Consider the following 16,831-nt stretch of genomic DNA (forward strand, 5'->3'; position numbering starts at 1 on the left):
CAGAGGTATTAAATGAATCCCTATAGCTATGATGTCCAGGCACTTGAGCGTAAAGCTCGCGCGATACGTCGCCACATCGTCAGATTGAATGCCAACAGCCCTGCCGGTGGGCATACCGGAGCCGACCTTTCTCAGGTTGAACTGATCACCGCACTCTACTTTCGCATTCTGAATGTTGCGCCGGATCGTATCGCTGACGACCAGCGCGACATCTACATCCAGTCCAAAGGCCATGCGGTGGGCTGCTACTACTGCGTGCTGGCCGAAGCGGGTTTCTTCCCCGTTGACTGGCTGGAGACTTATCAGCATGCAAACTCTCATCTTCCTGGCCACCCGGTACGGCAGAAAACCCCGGGTATCGAACTCAACACCGGAGCGCTGGGCCACGGTTTGCCTGTTGCTGTGGGGTTGGCGCTGGCTGCGAAAAAAAGCAATAGCGCCCGCCGTATCTTTCTAATTACCGGCGATGGCGAACTGACAGAAGGCAGTAACTGGGAAGCTGCGTTGGCTGCGGCGCACTACGGGCTAGATAACCTCGTCATCATAAATGACAAGAACAACCTCCAGTTGGCAGGGCCGACCCACGAAATTATGAACACCGATCCGCTGGCCGATAAATGGAAAGCCTTCGGTATGAGGGTAACCGAGTGTCGGGGAAATGACATGGCGTCGGTGGTTGCGACGTTGGAAGGGCTAAAACAGGAAGGTAAACCCAACGTTATTATCGCCAACACCACGAAAGGTGCCGGTATTTCCTTTATCCAGGGGCGCCCGGAATGGCATCACCGGGTACCGAAAGGCGAAGAAATTGCACTGGCACTGGAGGAACTGAAAGATGAGTAATGCAGAACACCTGGCGAGCGTAATGGTTCAAGCGTTTATTGATGCAGTTGAAAGCGGTGTTGATCTGGTGCCGGTGGTGGCTGACTCAACGTCGACGGCAAAAATTGCCCCCTTCATTAAACAATTCCCAGGCCGCTTGGTTAACGTAGGGATCGCCGAGCAAAGCATGGTCGGAACGGCTGCCGGTCTGGCGTTGGGCGGGAAAGTGGCGGTGACCTGTAACGCCGCGCCCTTCCTCATCTCCCGCGCCAATGAGCAAATTAAAGTGGACGTTTGTTACAACAATACCAACGTCAAACTGTTCGGTCTCAACGCAGGGGCCAGCTATGGCCCGCTGGCGAGTACCCACCATGCGATCGATGATCTGGCGGTGATGCGCGGCTTCGGCAATATTCAGATTTTTGCGCCCTCTTCACCGCGAGAATGTCGGCAGATTATCGATTATGCCATTGGCTATCAGGGGCCGGTTTATATTCGCCTGGATGGCAAGGCGCTGCCGGAGTTGTATGATGAAAGCTATCAGTTTGTGCCGGGGGCGGTGGTGACGCTGCGCGAAGGTGAAGACATTGCGCTGGTAGCAACCGGATCGACGGTACATGAAGTTGTCGATGCTGCGCAAAGGCTTGTCGACGTGGGGATTCAGGCCAAAGTGGTCAGCGTCCCTTCAATTCGTCCTTGCGATACCGCAGCGTTGCTGGTGGCGTTGAAGTCCTGCAAAGCGGTGATAACGGTTGAAGAACATAACGTCAATGGCGGGTTGGGAAGCCTGGTTGCGGAAGTGCTGGCCGAAGCGAGTGTCGGCATTCCGCTTAGGCGTCTGGGTATTCCCGATGGCGAATATGCGGCGGCGGCCGATCGCAGCTGGCTGCGTCAGCACCACGGTTTTGACGCGGTGTCTATTGCTGCGCTGGCGCAGAAGATGCGTTAGCAGTGGGTGAATCGGGGCGCCCTGCGGCGCCCTTGTCGTTACTTGTGCTGGCCCTGCTTTTGCAGGAACTGCACGCCCTTGTCAGGGAAGTCGGTGAACACGCCGTCGACGCCCGCCTGGTTGTAAATCACGTCATACAGCTGATTCACGTCGGTGACGTATTTCGGCAGCGCATCGGCGCGGATGGTGAACGGGTGCACCGCCAGCTTGCTGGCATGCGCCTCTTTCACCATGTCGGTCAGCACGACGTGGCCCGGCTTGGATTGGTCCGCCGCCACCAGCATGTGGTAGTCCGGCCCGATGCCGTCGGCGTATGCCGCGATTTTCTTCATCGCGCCCGGCTTGAACATCCAGTCATAGTCGTATTCCACCCACTTGCCGTCGGCCTTCTGCTCGTAGGTTTCCTGCCAGTCGTTATAGGCGATCAATTGGATCAGCTTCAGATCCATGCCCATTTTCGGTTCCAGCTCGGTTTTGATGCGCTTCAGTTCGTTGGCGTCGAAGCACTGCAGGTAGACATTGTCGCCCTTGCCGGTATAGCCGTACTGTTTCAGCACCGCCAGCACCTTGCTGGAGATATCCTTGCCTTCCTGCTTATGGAACCACGGCGCCTTGATTTCCGGATAGATGCCGATGTTCTTGCCGGTCGAGTGGTTCAGGCCCTGCACGAACTCGATCTCTTCCTGGAAGGTGTGCACGCGGAAGTCGGATTTGCCCATCGGGAAGCGGCCAGGGTAGCCCTGCACCTTCTTGCCGTTTTCAATCTCGAAGCCTTCGGTGAACTTCAGCGATTTGATTTCCGCCAGCGTAAAGTCGATGGCGTAGTAGCGGCCATCCTTGCGCGCGCGGTCCGGGAAGCGTTCGGCCACGTCGGTCACGCGATCGAGATAGTGATCGTGCAGCACCACCAGCTCGTTATCCTTGGTCATCACCAGATCCTGCTCGAGGAAGTCGGCACCCTGCGCGTAGGCCATCGCCTTCGCCGGCAGGCTGTGTTCCGGCAGGTAGCCGCTGGCGCCGCGGTGGGCGATCACCACCTTGTCATCGGCGGCATGGGCGGCGCCGGCCATTGAGGTGGCGAGGATAATCCCTGTCAGCAGGGCTTTAACTTGAGTCCGCATTCTGTGGTTCTCCATGTTGTTGGGGGCAGGGTAGTAAAAAGGCCGCAGTGCGGCCTTTTTACCCGTCGCCTTTCAAGTTGCAGCGTTGTTACCTGCGCTCACTCACCCCAGTTACTTACTAAAGTAAGCGCCTGGGGATGAGTGAGCTGGCCGCCTAGCTGCAACTCGAAATTCATAGGGTAAAGATGATGCGATAATGCTTAGCCGCGTTTGCCGGCGGCGATTTCCGCGTGGTGTTTTTTCTCGCTCAGCATGGTCAGCAACAGCAGCAGTACTGCGCCGACGCTGCCGCCGATCATCACCATAAAGCCGCCGTCCCAACCGAAGTAGTCCACGGTGTAGCCGACGATGGCGCTGGCGGCGACCGAGCCGCCCAGGTAACCGAACAGGCCGGTAAAGCCCGCGGCGGTGCCGGCGGCTTTCTTCGGCGCCAGCTCCAGCGCGTGCAGGCCGATCAGCATCACCGGACCGTAAATCAGGAAGCCGATGGTGATCATGCAGGCCATGTCGATGCCAGGGTTGCCGACCGGGTTGAGCCAGTAAACGACGGTGGCGATGGTCACCAGGGTCATGAAGAACACACCGGTGGCGCCGCGGTTGCCCTTGAACACTTTATCCGACATCCAGCCGCACAGCAGGGTGCCCGGGATACCGGCGTATTCGTACAGGAAGTAAGCCCAGGAGGACTTGTCCAGCGCGAAGTGCTTCACTTCTTTCAGGTAGGTCGGCGACCAGTCGAGGATGCCGTAACGCAGCAGGTAAACGAACACGTTGGCGACCGCGATGTACCACAGCAGCTTGTTCGGCAGGATGTACTGCATGAAGATCTGCTTGGCGGTCAGCTCTTCTTCGGCTTTCTCGCTGTAGTCGTCCGGATAGTCGTTCTTGTACTCTTCAATCGGCGGCAGGCCGCAGGACTGCGGAGTATCGCGCATCAGGCCGAAGGCGATCAGGGCCACCAGAATGGCGCCGAAGGCCGGCATGTACAGCGCCGCGTGCCAGTCGTTGAACCAGGCCATGCCCAGCAGGAACAGCAGCGGCGGCAGGCCGCCACCCACGTTGTGGGCGCAGTTCCACACCGAAACGATGCTGCCGCGTTCTTTCTGCGACCACCAGTGCACCATGGTGCGGCCGCACGGCGGCCAACCCATGCCCTGGAACCAGCCGCACAGGAACAGCAGCACGAACATCACCGCGATGCTGGAGGTGGCCCATGGCACGAAGCCCATGAACAGCATCACCGCCGCGGCGAGGATCAGGCCGGCGGGCAGGAATACCCGCGGGTTGGAGCGGTCGGAGACCGAACCCATGATGAATTTGGAAAAACCGTAGGCGATGGAAATGCCCGACAGCGCGAAACCGAGGTCGCCGCGGCTGAAACCCTGATCGATCAGGTACGGCATTGCCAGGGTGAAGTTCTTGCGCACCAGATAGTAGGCGGCATAACCGAAGAAGATCCCCATAAAAATTTGCCAGCGCAATTTACGGTAGAGCGGGTCGACCTTGTCGACCGGCACACGGGAAATGTGTGCTGCCGGCTTAAAAATACTCAACATGAGCGCCTCCGATGGCTTTATCTGTTATCACATCAATATGACCTTTTACGTTCATTTGATGATTGAGCGGATATCGAATGTGGTGTTTTTTTGTTCCATAACGAGCGCCATCCTAGTCAAATACGCCTGGTGTCGCTGTGATGAATGGCGCAAATGTTACACTTTTATGAAACTACGGCGGATTTTGAGCGATTCGTTAACGTTATGAAATAGAAAAAGGGCCAAAAATCGTGACAATGATCACATTCATGGTTTTTTGTGGACATTTTTCTTTCGTTTAAGGTTCGTTATTGTTCCTTATCAAACAAAACCCTCAGTAACCGTGGCCCAATAGGGAGCATCACCACGGATCCTGGGGGAACGTTATGAGCAGCCATTCGGCGGACGACGAAACGGATGTGATCATCATCGGCGGCGGCGCGACCGGCGCCGGCATTGCGCGCGACTGCGCGCGCCGGGGGCTGCGCTGCATCCTGCTGGAGCGCCACGATATCGCCACCGGCGCCACCGGCCGCAATCATGGCCTGCTGCACAGCGGCGCGCGCTATGCGGTCACCGACGGCGAGTCGGCGCGTGAATGCATCGAAGAAAATCGCATCCTGAAACGCATCGCCCACCATTGCATCGAAGCGACAGAGGGGCTGTTCATCACCCTGCCGCAGGATCCGCTGGACTATCAGCAGCCGTTTATCGCCGCCTGCCGCGCGGCGGGCATCGACGCCGAGGCGATCGATCCACAGCTGGCCCTGCGCCTGGAGCCGGCGGCCAATCCGGCGCTGATCGGCGCGGTGCGCGTGCCGGACGGCACCGTCGATCCGTTCCGCCTGACCGCCGCCAACATGCTGGACGCCCGTGAGCACGGCGCGCGGAGCCTCACCTATCATCAGGTGGTCGGTTTGTTGCGCGCGGGCGATCGCGTGACCGGCGTGCGCGTTTTCGACCATCAAAACCGGAGAAGGTACGATTTGCACGCCGCCATGGTGGTCAACGCGGCGGGCATTTGGGGCCAGCAGATTGCCGAATACGCCGATCTGCGGGTGCGCATGTTCCCGGCCAAGGGGGCGTTGCTGATCCTCGGCCATCGCATCAACAACCGGGTGATCAACCGCTGCCGCAAACCGGCGGACGCCGACATTCTGGTGCCGGGCGACACCATCTCGCTGATTGGCACCACCTCCACCCATATCGACTACGACCAGATCGACAACATGCAGGTGACGCCGCAGGAGGTGGACATCCTGATCCGCGAGGGTGCGCTGCTGGCGCCCGAGCTGGCGCAGACCCGCATTCTGCGCGCCTATGCCGGCGTACGGCCGCTGGTGGCCAGCGACGACGACCCGAACGGGCGCAACGTCAGCCGCGGCATCGTGCTGCTCGACCACGCCGAACGCGACGGGCTGGAGGGGTTTATCACCATTACCGGCGGCAAGCTGATGACCTATCGGCTGATGGCGCAGTGGGCCACCGACAAGCTGTGTGAAAAATTGGGCCTGAACAGCCCCTGCACCACCGCGCAGGCGGCGCTGCCCGGTTCGCGTCAGACGGCGGAAGAAACGGCGCGCCGCGTGGTTTCTCTGCCCGCCAGCATTCGCGGTTCGGCGGTATATCGCCACGGCGATCTCGCTAGCCAGGTGCCGGCCGGCGATCGGCTCGACAACGGCCTGGTGTGCGAATGCGAAGCGGTGACCGTCGGTGAGGTGTGCTATGCGGTCAATTCGCTGACCGTCAACAACCTGGTTGATCTGCGCCGGCGCACCCGGGTCGGCATGGGCCCCTGCCAGGGGGAGCTGTGCGCCTGCCGCGCCGCCGGTCTGCTGACGCGTTTCAGGGTCAGCACGCCGCAGCAATCTCTCGATCAGCTGTCGCATTTCCTCAACGAACGCTGGAAAGGCGTGCGGCCGATCGCCTGGGGCGATGCGCTGCGCGAAAGTGAATTCACCCGTTGGGTTTATCAGGGCCTGTGCGGGCTCGACGCCCGCGGCGACCAGGAGCAGGAGGCGGATGATGCGCTATGACGTGGTGGTGATTGGCGGCGGCCTGGCTGGCCTGAGCTGCGCGATAGCGGTGGCCGAACGGGGCAAGCGTTGCGCGGTGGTCAGCGCCGGCCAGAGCGCGCTCTATTTTTCGTCCGGCTCGCTGGATTTGCTGGCGCAGTTGCCCGACGGTAGCGCGGTTGGCGCACCGCTGGCGGCGCTGCCCGAACTGGCGCGCCAGGCGCCGCGGCATCCCTACGCGCTGATCGGCGCCGAGCGCGTGGCGGCCTTGTCGGCCGAGGCGCAGCGGCTGCTGCAACGCTGCGGCCTCAACCTGCAGGGCGACGGCGAACGCAACCATCTGCGGGTGACGCCGCTCGGCACGCGCCGCGCCACCTGGCTCAGCCCGCAGGCGGTGCCGACGCTGCCGCTGGCCGGCGCGCTGCCGTGGCGGCGCATCGCGGCGATCGGCATCGAAGGCTTCCTCGATTTTCAGCCGCAGTTGGCCGCCAGTTCTCTGGCGCGTGAGCTGGGCGTGCAGGCCGAGGTGGCTGAGCTGCACCTGCCGGCGCTGGACCGGCTGCGCAACAACCCCAGCGAGTTCCGCGCGGTGAATATCGCCCGGGTGCTGGATCTGGCGGAGAACCTGGCGCCGATGGCCGCTGAGCTGCAACGGCTGGCGGGCGAGGCCGAAGCGATATTCCTGCCGGCCTGCCTGGGGCTGGAGGACGATGCGCCGCTGGCGGCGCTGCAGGCGGCGGTCGGCAAACCGATCCGCCTGCTGCCGACGCTGCCGCCTTCGGTGCCCGGCATGCGCCTGCACCAGGCGCTGCGTCGGCGTTTTCAGCAGCTGGGCGGGGTGTTTATGCCGGGCGACAGCGTGCTGCGGGCGGAAATCGCCGGCGGCCGCGTCGCCGGTCTGTATACCCGCAACCATGGCGACATTCCGCTGAACGCGCAGCAGGTGGTGCTGGCCAGCGGCAGCTTCTTCAGCAACGGGCTGACGGCGAGGTTCGACGGCGTGCGCGAGCCGGTGTTTGGGCTGGATGTCGACAGCCGGGCGGAGCGCGCCGACTGGAGCCACCCTGACCTGTTCGCCCCGCAGCCTTACCTGCAGTTCGGCGTGCGCACCGACGGCCGCCTGCGCGCGCTGCGGCAAGGGGAGGCGTTTGACAACCTGTACGCCATCGGCGCGGTGACCGGCGGCTACGATCCGCTGCAGCAGGGCTGCGGCGCCGGGGTGTCATTGATCGGAGCGCTGTACGTCGCCCGGCAGATAGCCGCGGAGGAAAACGCATGAGCCTGCATAAAGACCACAGCTTCGAGAGCTGCATCAAGTGCACCGTCTGCACCACCTATTGCCCGGTAGCCAGAGTGAACCCCCTGTACCCGGGGCCGAAGCAGGCGGGGCCGGACGGCGAACGCCTGCGGCTGAAGGATCCGGCGCTGTACGACGAGGCGCTGAAGTATTGCACCAACTGCAAGCGCTGCGAGGTCGCCTGCCCGTCCGAGGTTAAAATCGGCGACATCATTCAACGCGCGCGCGCCGACTACGCCCAGAGCAAGCCCACGCTGCGCGACGCCATCCTCAGCCATACCGACATAATGGGGACGCTGTCGACGCCGTTTGCGCCGGTGGTCAACGCCGCCACCGGCCTGAAGCCGGTGCGCGCCTTGCTGGATAAGGCGCTGAAAATCGATCACCGCCGCGCGCTGCCGAAGTATTCGTTCGGCACCTTCCGCCGCTGGTATCGCCAGCAGGCGCAGGCCCAGCAGCGCTATGCCGAGCAGGTGGCGTTTTTCCACGGCTGCTTCGTCAATTACAACCATCCGCAGCTGGGCAAGGATTTGATTCGGGTGTTCAACGCGCTGGATATCGGCGTGCAGCTGCTGAAGCGCGAGAAATGCTGCGGCGTGCCCCTGATCGCCAACGGCTTTATCGCACAGGCCAAAAAGCAGGCCAGGGTCAACGCCGGATCCCTGAGTCACGCCGTGCTGGAACGCGGCATCCCGGTGGTGGCCACCTCGTCGAGCTGCACCTTTACCCTGCGCGACGAGTATCCGCATCTGCTGGAGGTGGACACCTCGGCGGTGCGCGATCGGGTGGAGCTGGCGACGCGCTATCTTTATCGGCTGATCAACCAGGGGTGCAGCCTGCCGCTAAAGCGCACGCCGCTGCGCGTGGCCTATCATACGCCTTGCCATATGGAGAAAATGGGCTGGACCGCCTACACGCTGGAACTGCTGCGACAGATACCGGGGCTGGAGCTGGTGGCGCTGGATCCGCAGTGCTGCGGCATCGCCGGCACCTACGGCTTCAAAACGGAGAATTACGCCACCTCACAGGGCATCGGCGCCGCGCTGTTCCGGCAGATTGAAGAGAGCGGGGCGGATTTGGTGGTGACCGACTGCGAGACCTGCAAATGGCAGATTGAAATGTCGACCGGCAAGCGCTGCGAACATCCGATCGCCCTGCTGGCGCAGGCGTTGGCGTAGGGCGCAGCGAGCTGCGCCCCCGGTGGCTTACTTGCCCAGCTTCAGGGTGCTGATGATGCCTTCGGCTTCGCTCTGCGCCTGCTGCTGGTTGTCCGCCGGCAGCGTCACCTGAATGGTCAACATGTTGTTGTCCAGGGTGCCGATCAGGATCGACGAGTAGGCTTTCTCGCCGCCGCTGGTGATGATGCTGTCCAGCTGACGCAGCGGCACGCCGTTGACGTCGATGGCTTTGTTGGTGATCACCTGCAGGTTGGCGTCACGCGCGCGCTGGGTGTCTTCCAGGCGCTTGGCCAGGGTTTCCAGGCTGTCGGCGGTCTTGTCGCCGAGGATCACGATCACCGCGCGCTGGCCGGTGCTGTCCGCATAAACGTGCATGTTGTTCGCCTGGTTGCCCAGCTTGCCGCTCTGATCCGCCATGCCGGCCGGCAGGGTAAACGCCAGCTTGCCGTCGAGCAGGCTGACCTGTTGCCCGGCCGAGGCGCTGGCCGCCGCGCCGTCCGCCGGCGCCTTGGTGTCTTTGGTGTCGCCGTCGCAGGCCGCCAGGCCAAGCACCAGCAGGCTGATACCCATCAATTTTGCTACTTTACGCATCGGGCTTCCTTCTTCCTTTCCGGTAGGATTTCACTGCCGTATCGCAACCTATTCCAGGTTGAAATGCAAGGCGGATGTTGTCACAAGGTTTTTTCAAGTAATAGCCGATAATCAGCCACTTCGCCTTTATTTTCCAGTCGAACAATCTGATAGTGATTGACGATCAGCATCATCAGCATGGCGCGGAACCGATTGCGGGTTTTTACCCTCAGTTGCCGGTAGCCCTGCGCCCGCGCCCAGCGCTCCTGTTCGGTCAGCAGCGCCTGCGCCACGCCGTGGCGGCGAAACGCCGGCAGCACGCCGCCCAGCCAGCTGTAAAATGCCCCTTCCCGCAGTTGATAGCCCAGTTTGAAACCGGCCGGCCGGCCGTCGATCTCGGCGATCAGCAGGCTGGCGGGCGCGGAGCCGATGCGCTGCCGCAGGTCGGCCAGGCTGTGCAGGCCGCCGAATTCGGGAATGCAGCGGTACAGACGGTGGATTTCTTCGAGGGTGGCGTTGCGGGTGGTCAAGCTCATCGGCGGCCTCCGAAAGGGTGCGGGCCGCCAATGATAGCACGGCTTAGCCCGGCTGCAGGCCGCCGGCGCGCGCCGCGATGCGCTTGAGCAGCATGTTCAGCAACACGCCGTACATCGGCAGGAAGAACAACATGCAGATCAGCACTTTGAAGCTGTAATCCACCAGGGCGATCTCCACCCAGTTGTTGGCCATAAAGGCGTCGCTGCTCTTGTAGAAGGCGATGAAGAAGAACGACAGCGTATCGCTGATGTTGCCGAGGAACATCGCCGCCGCGGGCGCCACCCACCAGGCGCTGCGCTGGCGCAGGCGGTTGAAGACGTGCACATCGAGGATCTGGCCGAGCACGTAGGCCATAAAGCTGGCGATGGCGATGCGCGCCACAAACAGGTTAAAGCTGCCCAGCGCGGCGAAGCCCTGCCACTCTCCCTGGTAGGTGACGGTGGAAATCACGTAGGAAATGAACAGCGCCGGCACCATGACGGACAAAATGATGCGTCGCGCCAGCGGCGCGCCGAAAATGCGCACCGTCAGATCGGTCGCCAGAAAGATAAACGGGAAGGTGAAGGCGCCCCAGGTGGTATGGAAGCCGAAAACGGTGATCGGCAGCTGCACCAGATAGTTGCTGGAGGTAATGATGGCGATATGGAACAACGATAGCCAGACCAACGCGGTGAAGCGCTGCTGAGCGGTAAACGAATACATGATGTAGCCTTTTTGGTCGTGGGGTGAGGGAACCCATTGATTCTTGTCAGAGCAGCCGAATTGACTGCGCGGCGGCATGATACGCGTTTGCGCAACCAATGCAACGGTTAAATTTGGAGCAAACGTTAACGCATCTTGCGCAGAAAAACTACCGGCGTAAACTAGGCGCTAATGAGATGCGGCGAGCGTTCGCCGATCGTTTTTTTCGAGAAAATTGCATGACTGACTTATTTGCCCAGGCAGACCAGACGCTCGACGCGCTGGGGCTGCGCTGCCCTGAACCGGTGATGATGGTGCGCAAAACCGTGCGCCACATGGATAACGGCGAAACGCTGCTGATTATCGCCGACGATCCGGCCACTACCCGCGATATCCCGGGGTTCTGCCGCTTTATGGAGCATACGCTGGTGGCGCAGGACACCGAGCAGGCGCCTTACCGTTATCTGTTGCGCAAGGGCGTATAGCCGCTGAAATGGATACCAGGGGCAAATCCTTCACCCCTGGCATGCCGTTGCCTAGCTGCGTTTTTTCAACAGGCGCAGCGCGTTGGCGGTCACCAGCGCGGTGGCGCCGGAATCCGCCAGCACCGCCAGCCACAGGCCGGTCAACCCCATCAGGCTGGTTACCAGAAATACCCCCTTCAGCCCCAGCGCGATGGTGATGTTCTGCCGGATATTGGCGTGGGTGGCGCGCGAGATGCGGATCATCTCCGCCACGCCCAGCAGCCGGTTGTGGGTCAGGGCCGCGTCTGCGGTTTCCAGCGCCACGTCGGTGCCGCTGCCCATGGCGATGCCGATGCTCGAGGCTTTCATCGCCGGAGCGTCGTTGATGCCGTCGCCGATCATCGCCGTCGGCCGCAGCTCGCTCAGCTCGGTGATCGCCTTTACCTTGTCTTCCGGCAGCAGGCCGGCGCGATAATCCAGGCCCAGCTCACTGGCGATCGCCGCCGCCGCGCGCGGGTTGTCGCCGGTCAGCATTACGCCGCGGATCCCCAGCGCGTTCAGCTCGGCGATCGCCTGTTTGGCGTCGCTGCGCAGCGTATCGCGCAGCGCCAGCAGGCCGATTGGCGCACCGTCCTCCAGCACCACCACCGCCGTTTTACCGGCGCTTTCCAGGCTGTCCACCTGGCTCTGCCATTTGCCGCCCAGCAGCCCCGGCGCCAGCTTGCCCGGCGCGCTGATCAGCAGGGTTTTGCCGTCGACCTTGCCTTCTACGCCAACCCCGGCCAGCGCGCGGCGCCCCTGCGCCAGCGGCAGGTCCGGCCCGTATTGTGCGGCGCGGTTGATGATCGCCTGCGCCAGCGGATGGTGGGAGCCGGCCTCAACCGCCGCGGCGAGCGTCAACAACCGCCGTTCGTCGATGTCGCCGATTGGCAGCACGTCGGTCACCGTCGGTTTGCCTTCCGTCAGGGTACCGGTTTTATCGAAGGCGATGGTTTGCACCTGGCCGAGTTGTTCCAGCGCCGCGCCGCCTTTAATCAACGCGCCGCGCCGCGTCGCCGCCGCCAGCCCGGAGGTAATGGCCGCCGGGGTAGAGATCACCAGCGCGCACGGGCAGCCGATCAGCAGCAGGGTCAGGCCGCGATAGATCCAGGTATCCCACGGCTGCGAAAACAGCAGCGGCGGCACCAGGATCACCGCCACCGCCAGCAGCATGATGGCCGGGGTGTAGTAGCGGCTGAAACGGTCGAGAAAACGCTCGATCGGCGCGCGGCGCTCTTCGGCCTCTTCGATCAGCTGCAGAATGCGGTCGATGGCGTTCTTGCCGGGTTCGGACATCACCTTCATCTGCGCCGCCTGATCGACGGACAGGCTGCCGGCGGCCACTTTCTCGCCCTGTTGGCGCTCAACCGGCAGCGATTCGCCGGTGAGGGCGCTTTCGTCGAAGCTGGCGAACGGGTTGAGCAGCTCGGCATCGGCCGGCAAACGGCCGCCGGGAACGATTTCAATCACGTCGCCGGGGCGCAGAGCGGCGACCGGTACGCGCTTGCGCGTGGTCCCCTGCAGCAGCAGCGCATCTTCCGGCACCAGCGCCATCAGCGCGGTCACGCCGCGTCTGGCCCGGTTGGCGGCGTAGGATTCCAGCAGCTCGCCGACCATAAACAGCAGCAGCACCATCGCCGCCTCGGCGGTGGCGCCGATAAACAGCGCGCCGATGGCGGCTACGCTCATCAGGGTTTCAATGGCGAACGGGGTACCTGAGCGGATCAGACGCAGCGCCTTGGTGGCGACCGGCGCCAGGCCCACCAGGGTGGTGGCGATAAAGGCGATGCGGCCCAGCTCCGGGTTAACGCGATCCAGCACCCAGCTGACGATCATGAGCGTAGTCAGCAGCAGCAGCGGGCCGAATTCACCGAAACGCGCAGCCTGCGGCGCGGTTTTGGCGGCCTGAGCGCCGAGCAGGGTGAAGCCGGCCTGTTTGACCGCATCCTGAATGCGCAGGCTGACGTCGGACCGTGCGTCCACCACCAGTTTTTCGGTGGCGAACAACACGCGCGCGCTGTCGACGCCGGGGATCGAGGTGACGGCATTCTCAATTTTCTTGGCGCAGCTGGGGCAATCCATGCCGGTGACTTTCCAGCTGAAGCGCCGGCTGCCGGAAGGAGGGGCGGCGGCCAGCCTGTCGCTTTCCTCATCCGGATCGTCAGTGTCGACGGCGCTGCAGCAGCTGGCGCCATGATCGTGCGCATGGGCCTGTTCCGCAGGTGCGGCAAGCTCTCGCTTGTCGCTGCTGCAGCCGTGCTGGGTTTTACCGTGGCTGTGATTGCAGCCGCAGCCGCCGCCTTCCGTATGGTTATGTTCTTGATGATTAGGGTTTTGATGGTTATGCATAACGTCCCCCTCCGGGCAGTTAATGAGCTTTATGGCCCGACTCTACACCCTGGAGTCAACTCCAGAGTCAAGTGCGCGATGAGAATTATTGCTAACGGGAAAAGGCATGACTTATTCAGATGCTAATAATAAGAAATTAAATCTATTTAATTTCCTTATTACCTATTTCGCCACTATGGCGAATAACCGTTAGTCGAAATAAGAAAATATTATTCCTATAGAAGCTAAAAAGTCCCGCCGGCTAATAATAAAGAGTTATTAACCTATAACGCTTTAACCAAATTTAACTTTTTTACCCGAAACAGCCAGCATGATTCGCTTGGGCCTGCAGGCCGCATTCCGGTTGAAGTTTGTTGCCAACTTATCGGAGGCGACTTCCCTTTGTTTTGTAAGATTGCCAAAAAAGCAGCATAACAATCTTTCGTTACGATAATAAATAGTTGATTATTTTATGTGCAGTTTTAAGGTCCTGCCTATAATTGGAATCGATTACCATTTTTGGTGGTGATCTTATTTGCTGATATATATGCATTAATTCTATCTAACACACTGCCGTTAACGGCGCATAAGCCCCTTCCAGCAAGCGCTGGGTCACGTTGGCCGCCGCTTACGGGGAGGTTATGTCTATCTGTCTGATTGATAACAATCAGGTAATGAGTGGAATCGAACCAATGCAATCTACTAAAAAGGCAATTGAAGTTACTGAATCCAGCCTCGCGGCTGCAACGACCGGCTACGATGCTGTAGACGATCTGTTGCATTATCACGAGCGCGGCAACGGTATTCAGGTTAATGGCAAGGATTCATTTTCTACCGAACAAGCTGGGCTGTTTATTACCCGTGAGAACCAAACCTGGAATGGGCATAATGTTTTTGGCCAGCCGGCCAAGCTGACATTCTCCTTCCCGGACTATAAGTTCTCTTCCACCAACGTCGCCGGCGACACCGGGCTGAGCAAATTCAGCGCGGAACAGCAGCAGCAGGCCAAACTGTCGCTGCAATCCTGGTCTGACGTGGCCAATATCACCTTTACCGAGGTGGCGGCCAACCAGAAGGCCAACATCACCTTCGGCAACTACAGCCAGGATCGTCCCGGTCATTATGACTACGACACCCAGGCTTACGCTTTCCTGCCGAACACCATTTATCAGGGCCAGAATCTGGGCGGCCAGACCTGGTACAACGTCAACCAATCCAACGTGGAACATCCGGCATCCGAAGATTACGGCCGCCAGACGTTCACTCACGAGATTGGCCATGCGCTGGGCCTGAGCCACCCGGGCGACTACAACGCCGGTGAAGGCAACCCGACCTATCGCGACGCCAGCTATGCGGAAGACACCCGCGAGTTCAGCCTGATGAGCTACTGGAGTGAAACCAACACCGGCGGCGACAACGGCGGCCACTACGCCGCGGCCCCGCTGCTGGATGACATTTCCGCCATTCAGCATCTGTACGGCGCCAACCTGTCCACCCGCACCGGCGATACCGTGTATGGCTTCAACTCCAATACCGATCGCGACTTCCTCAGCACCGCCAGCAACTCGCAGAAAGTGATCTTTGCGGCCTGGGATGCGGGCGGCAACGACACCTTCGACTTCTCCGGCTACACCGCTAACCAGCGCATCAACCTGAACGAGAAATCGTTCTCCGACGTTGGCGGGCTGAAGGGCAACGTGTCGATCGCGGCGGGCGTGACCATCGAAAACGCCATTGGCGGTTCCGGCGACGACGTTATCGTCGGCAACGCGGCCAACAACGTGCTGAAAGGCGGCGCGGGCAACGACGTGCTGTTCGGTGGCGGCGGGGCGGACGAGCTGTGGGGCGGCGCCGGCAAGGACACCTTCGTGTTCTCCGCCGTCAGCGATTCCGCGCCGGGCGCATCGGACTGGATCCGCGACTTCCAGAAGGGCACCGACAAGATCGATCTGTCTTACTTCAACAAGGGCGCGCAGGCCGGCGACCAGATCCACTTCGTCGATCACTTCAGCGGCGCAGTGGGCGAGGCGCTGTTGAGCTATGACGCATCGAGCAACGTCAGCGATCTGGCGCTGAACATCGGCGGCCATCAGGCGCCGGACTTCCTGGTGAAAATTGTCGGTCAGGTGGACGTCGCCACCGACTTTATCGTGTAACTGAAAGCATCATAACGCCCGGCGCAGCCTGGCCGGGCGTTATGCGGGAGCCGAGATGAAAAACACGTTAGCGCGCACCGCCATGACGGCGGGAGGCATGATGGTTACGGGGGCAGTGATGGCCAGCAGTCTGGTTCTTCCCACCGCGCAGTCACTGGCGGGACAATGGCAGGTTGCCGATCGCGAGCGGCAGTGCCGGATCGAATTTCTGGCCAGCGAGCAGAGCGCAGCCAACGGCTACCGGCTGGTGGATCGGCAACGCTGCCTGAACAAGCTGTTTGCGGCCGAGGTGGTCGGCTGGCGCCCGGCGCCCGACGGCATCGCCCTCCTGCAGGCGGACGGCAGCACGCTGGCGTTCTTCTCGCGCGACGGCGAGGTGTACCGCAACCGCCTTGGCGCCGATGACGGCCTGACGCTGAAAGCCTTGGCCTAGAACCAACGGGTTCGGCACCCCGAACCCGTCGCGTCGTTACAGATACAGTGAGCGCACGATCAGAAAGTGGCCGGAGAAGTAGCAAAACGCCACCACGGCGTCCGCCGCGCGGAAGGTGAAGCGGTAGCGGTTGATCAACCACACCACGTTGGCCAACAGCAGCAGCGAAGTGCCCGCCAGCAACGAGAAGCCGAAGTCGGTGCTGCGCATGAAATACTGTTCACCCGCCAGCCAGACCATCAGCAGGGTCATCGCCACGTAGGTGGCGATCGGCCAGCGCATTTCCTCCAGCCGCGTCCAGACGGTCGCCAGCAGCAGCAGGCCGATCGCCAGCAATGCCAGCGGCAGCGGCCAAAACAGGCTGAAGGTCATCTGGCTGGCGAAGCTCAGGGTATACAGCAGATGGGAAAGGAAAAATGCGCCGAGCGCATACAGCACTCGCTCGCGGGGCAGCAGCAGCAGGGCGTCGGCGATCAGCGTCGCCAGCAGGCCGAGCACGATCAAATAGCCGGCGGGGCCGAGCACCGGGGCCTGCCAGGCCAGCAACAGCAGCAACAGCAGCGTCAGCGGTTTGAACACCCAACGCTGCCAGCGCGGCCCGCGGTAGGAGGCGTCGACGAACAGCCAACCGGAAAAGAATACGGCAAGGAACGGCCAACTCATATGTCTTCCTTATTCATGAGGGGAGCCGCAGCAATCGGCTCCA

At 61.4% G+C, this 16,831-nt stretch carries 15 protein-coding genes; 8 read left to right on the top strand and 7 right to left on the bottom strand.

Annotation, left to right across the window (positions count from 1 at the left end; all coding sequences use genetic code 11):
* Positions 1 to 12: 12 nt before the first annotated feature.
* Positions 13 to 843, top strand: a complete 831-nt coding sequence (locus tag CKW09_RS00870; RefSeq protein WP_095095047.1) for a transketolase — start codon at positions 13 to 15, stop codon at positions 841 to 843.
* Complete coding sequence (locus tag CKW09_RS00875; protein ID WP_095095050.1) at positions 836 to 1,771, top strand: transketolase family protein; 936 nt, start codon at positions 836 to 838, stop codon at positions 1,769 to 1,771. Before CKW09_RS00870 ends, CKW09_RS00875 begins: the two co-directional genes overlap by 8 nt.
* A 38-nt stretch (positions 1,772 to 1,809) precedes the next feature.
* Here CKW09_RS00875 and glpQ read toward each other — a convergent pair whose 3' ends face one another.
* Both glpQ and glpT read right to left on the bottom strand, forming a co-directional pair.
* Entirely contained in the window at positions 1,810 to 2,892 is a 1,083-nt protein-coding gene (gene glpQ / locus CKW09_RS00880; RefSeq protein ID WP_095095053.1) for a glycerophosphodiester phosphodiesterase, read from the bottom strand.
* A gap of 200 nt (positions 2,893 to 3,092) precedes the next feature.
* On the bottom strand, positions 3,093 to 4,448 hold the full coding sequence (gene glpT / locus CKW09_RS00885; protein WP_061798809.1) for a glycerol-3-phosphate transporter: 1,356 nt from the start codon (positions 4,446 to 4,448) through the stop codon (positions 3,093 to 3,095).
* Between the two features lie 365 nt (positions 4,449 to 4,813).
* Between glpT and glpA the strand changes: the two genes are divergently transcribed.
* Genes glpA through glpC form a run of 3 tightly spaced genes read left to right on the top strand, consistent with a single transcriptional unit; the run spans position 4,814 to position 8,917 of the window.
* Positions 4,814 to 6,463: an anaerobic glycerol-3-phosphate dehydrogenase subunit A gene (gene glpA / locus CKW09_RS00895; RefSeq protein ID WP_095095055.1), complete on the top strand. Its 1,650-nt coding sequence runs from the start codon at positions 4,814 to 4,816 to the stop codon at positions 6,461 to 6,463.
* Entirely contained in the window at positions 6,453 to 7,721 is a 1,269-nt protein-coding gene (glpB, locus tag CKW09_RS00900) for a glycerol-3-phosphate dehydrogenase subunit GlpB (RefSeq protein ID WP_061798851.1), read from the top strand. Before glpA ends, glpB begins: the two co-directional genes overlap by 11 nt.
* Positions 7,718 to 8,917 (top strand): anaerobic glycerol-3-phosphate dehydrogenase subunit GlpC, encoded by a 1,200-nt coding sequence (gene glpC / locus CKW09_RS00905; RefSeq protein WP_095095058.1) that lies wholly within the window; start codon positions 7,718 to 7,720, stop codon positions 8,915 to 8,917. Before glpB ends, glpC begins: the two co-directional genes overlap by 4 nt.
* 27 nt (positions 8,918 to 8,944) lie before the next feature.
* On the opposite strand, the gene CKW09_RS00910 is transcribed toward glpC, so the two are convergent.
* From CKW09_RS00910 to CKW09_RS00920, 3 genes are all read right to left on the bottom strand, one after another.
* A complete protein-coding gene (locus CKW09_RS00910; RefSeq protein WP_061798804.1) occupies positions 8,945 to 9,508 on the bottom strand; it encodes a DcrB family lipoprotein in 564 nt (187 codons plus the stop codon).
* 80 nt (positions 9,509 to 9,588) lie between these two features.
* Positions 9,589 to 10,023, bottom strand: coding sequence for a GNAT family N-acetyltransferase (locus tag CKW09_RS00915; RefSeq protein ID WP_095095061.1), 435 nt, complete (start codon positions 10,021 to 10,023; stop codon positions 9,589 to 9,591).
* A gap of 43 nt (positions 10,024 to 10,066) precedes the next feature.
* Entirely contained in the window at positions 10,067 to 10,726 is a 660-nt protein-coding gene (locus CKW09_RS00920; RefSeq protein ID WP_061798800.1) for a 7-cyano-7-deazaguanine/7-aminomethyl-7-deazaguanine transporter, read from the bottom strand.
* 218 nt (positions 10,727 to 10,944) lie between these two features.
* Here CKW09_RS00920 and tusA point away from each other — a divergent pair, with 218 nt between their 5' ends.
* A complete protein-coding gene (gene tusA, locus CKW09_RS00925; protein ID WP_061798796.1) occupies positions 10,945 to 11,190 on the top strand; it encodes a sulfurtransferase TusA in 246 nt (81 codons plus the stop codon).
* 51 nt (positions 11,191 to 11,241) lie between these two features.
* On the opposite strand, the gene CKW09_RS00930 is transcribed toward tusA, so the two are convergent.
* Positions 11,242 to 13,557: a zinc/cadmium/mercury/lead-transporting ATPase gene (locus CKW09_RS00930; protein WP_095095064.1), complete on the bottom strand. Its 2,316-nt coding sequence runs from the start codon at positions 13,555 to 13,557 to the stop codon at positions 11,242 to 11,244.
* 671 nt (positions 13,558 to 14,228) lie between these two features.
* Here CKW09_RS00930 and CKW09_RS00935 point away from each other — a divergent pair.
* Both CKW09_RS00935 and CKW09_RS00940 read left to right on the top strand, forming a co-directional pair.
* Positions 14,229 to 15,692: a serralysin family metalloprotease gene (locus tag CKW09_RS00935; RefSeq protein WP_061798792.1), complete on the top strand. Its 1,464-nt coding sequence runs from the start codon at positions 14,229 to 14,231 to the stop codon at positions 15,690 to 15,692.
* A 55-nt stretch (positions 15,693 to 15,747) separates the two neighbouring features.
* Positions 15,748 to 16,125, top strand: a complete 378-nt coding sequence (locus CKW09_RS00940; RefSeq protein ID WP_061798790.1) for an AprI/Inh family metalloprotease inhibitor — start codon at positions 15,748 to 15,750, stop codon at positions 16,123 to 16,125.
* Positions 16,126 to 16,161: 36 nt separating this feature from the next.
* Here CKW09_RS00940 and CKW09_RS00945 read toward each other — a convergent pair whose 3' ends face one another.
* On the bottom strand, positions 16,162 to 16,788 hold the full coding sequence (locus CKW09_RS00945; RefSeq protein ID WP_061798788.1) for a lysoplasmalogenase: 627 nt from the start codon (positions 16,786 to 16,788) through the stop codon (positions 16,162 to 16,164).
* Positions 16,789 to 16,831: the final 43 nt, after the last annotated feature.

The sequence above is a fragment of the Serratia ficaria genome (assembly GCF_900187015.1).
GTDB classification, from domain to species: domain Bacteria; phylum Pseudomonadota; class Gammaproteobacteria; order Enterobacterales; family Enterobacteriaceae; genus Serratia; species Serratia ficaria.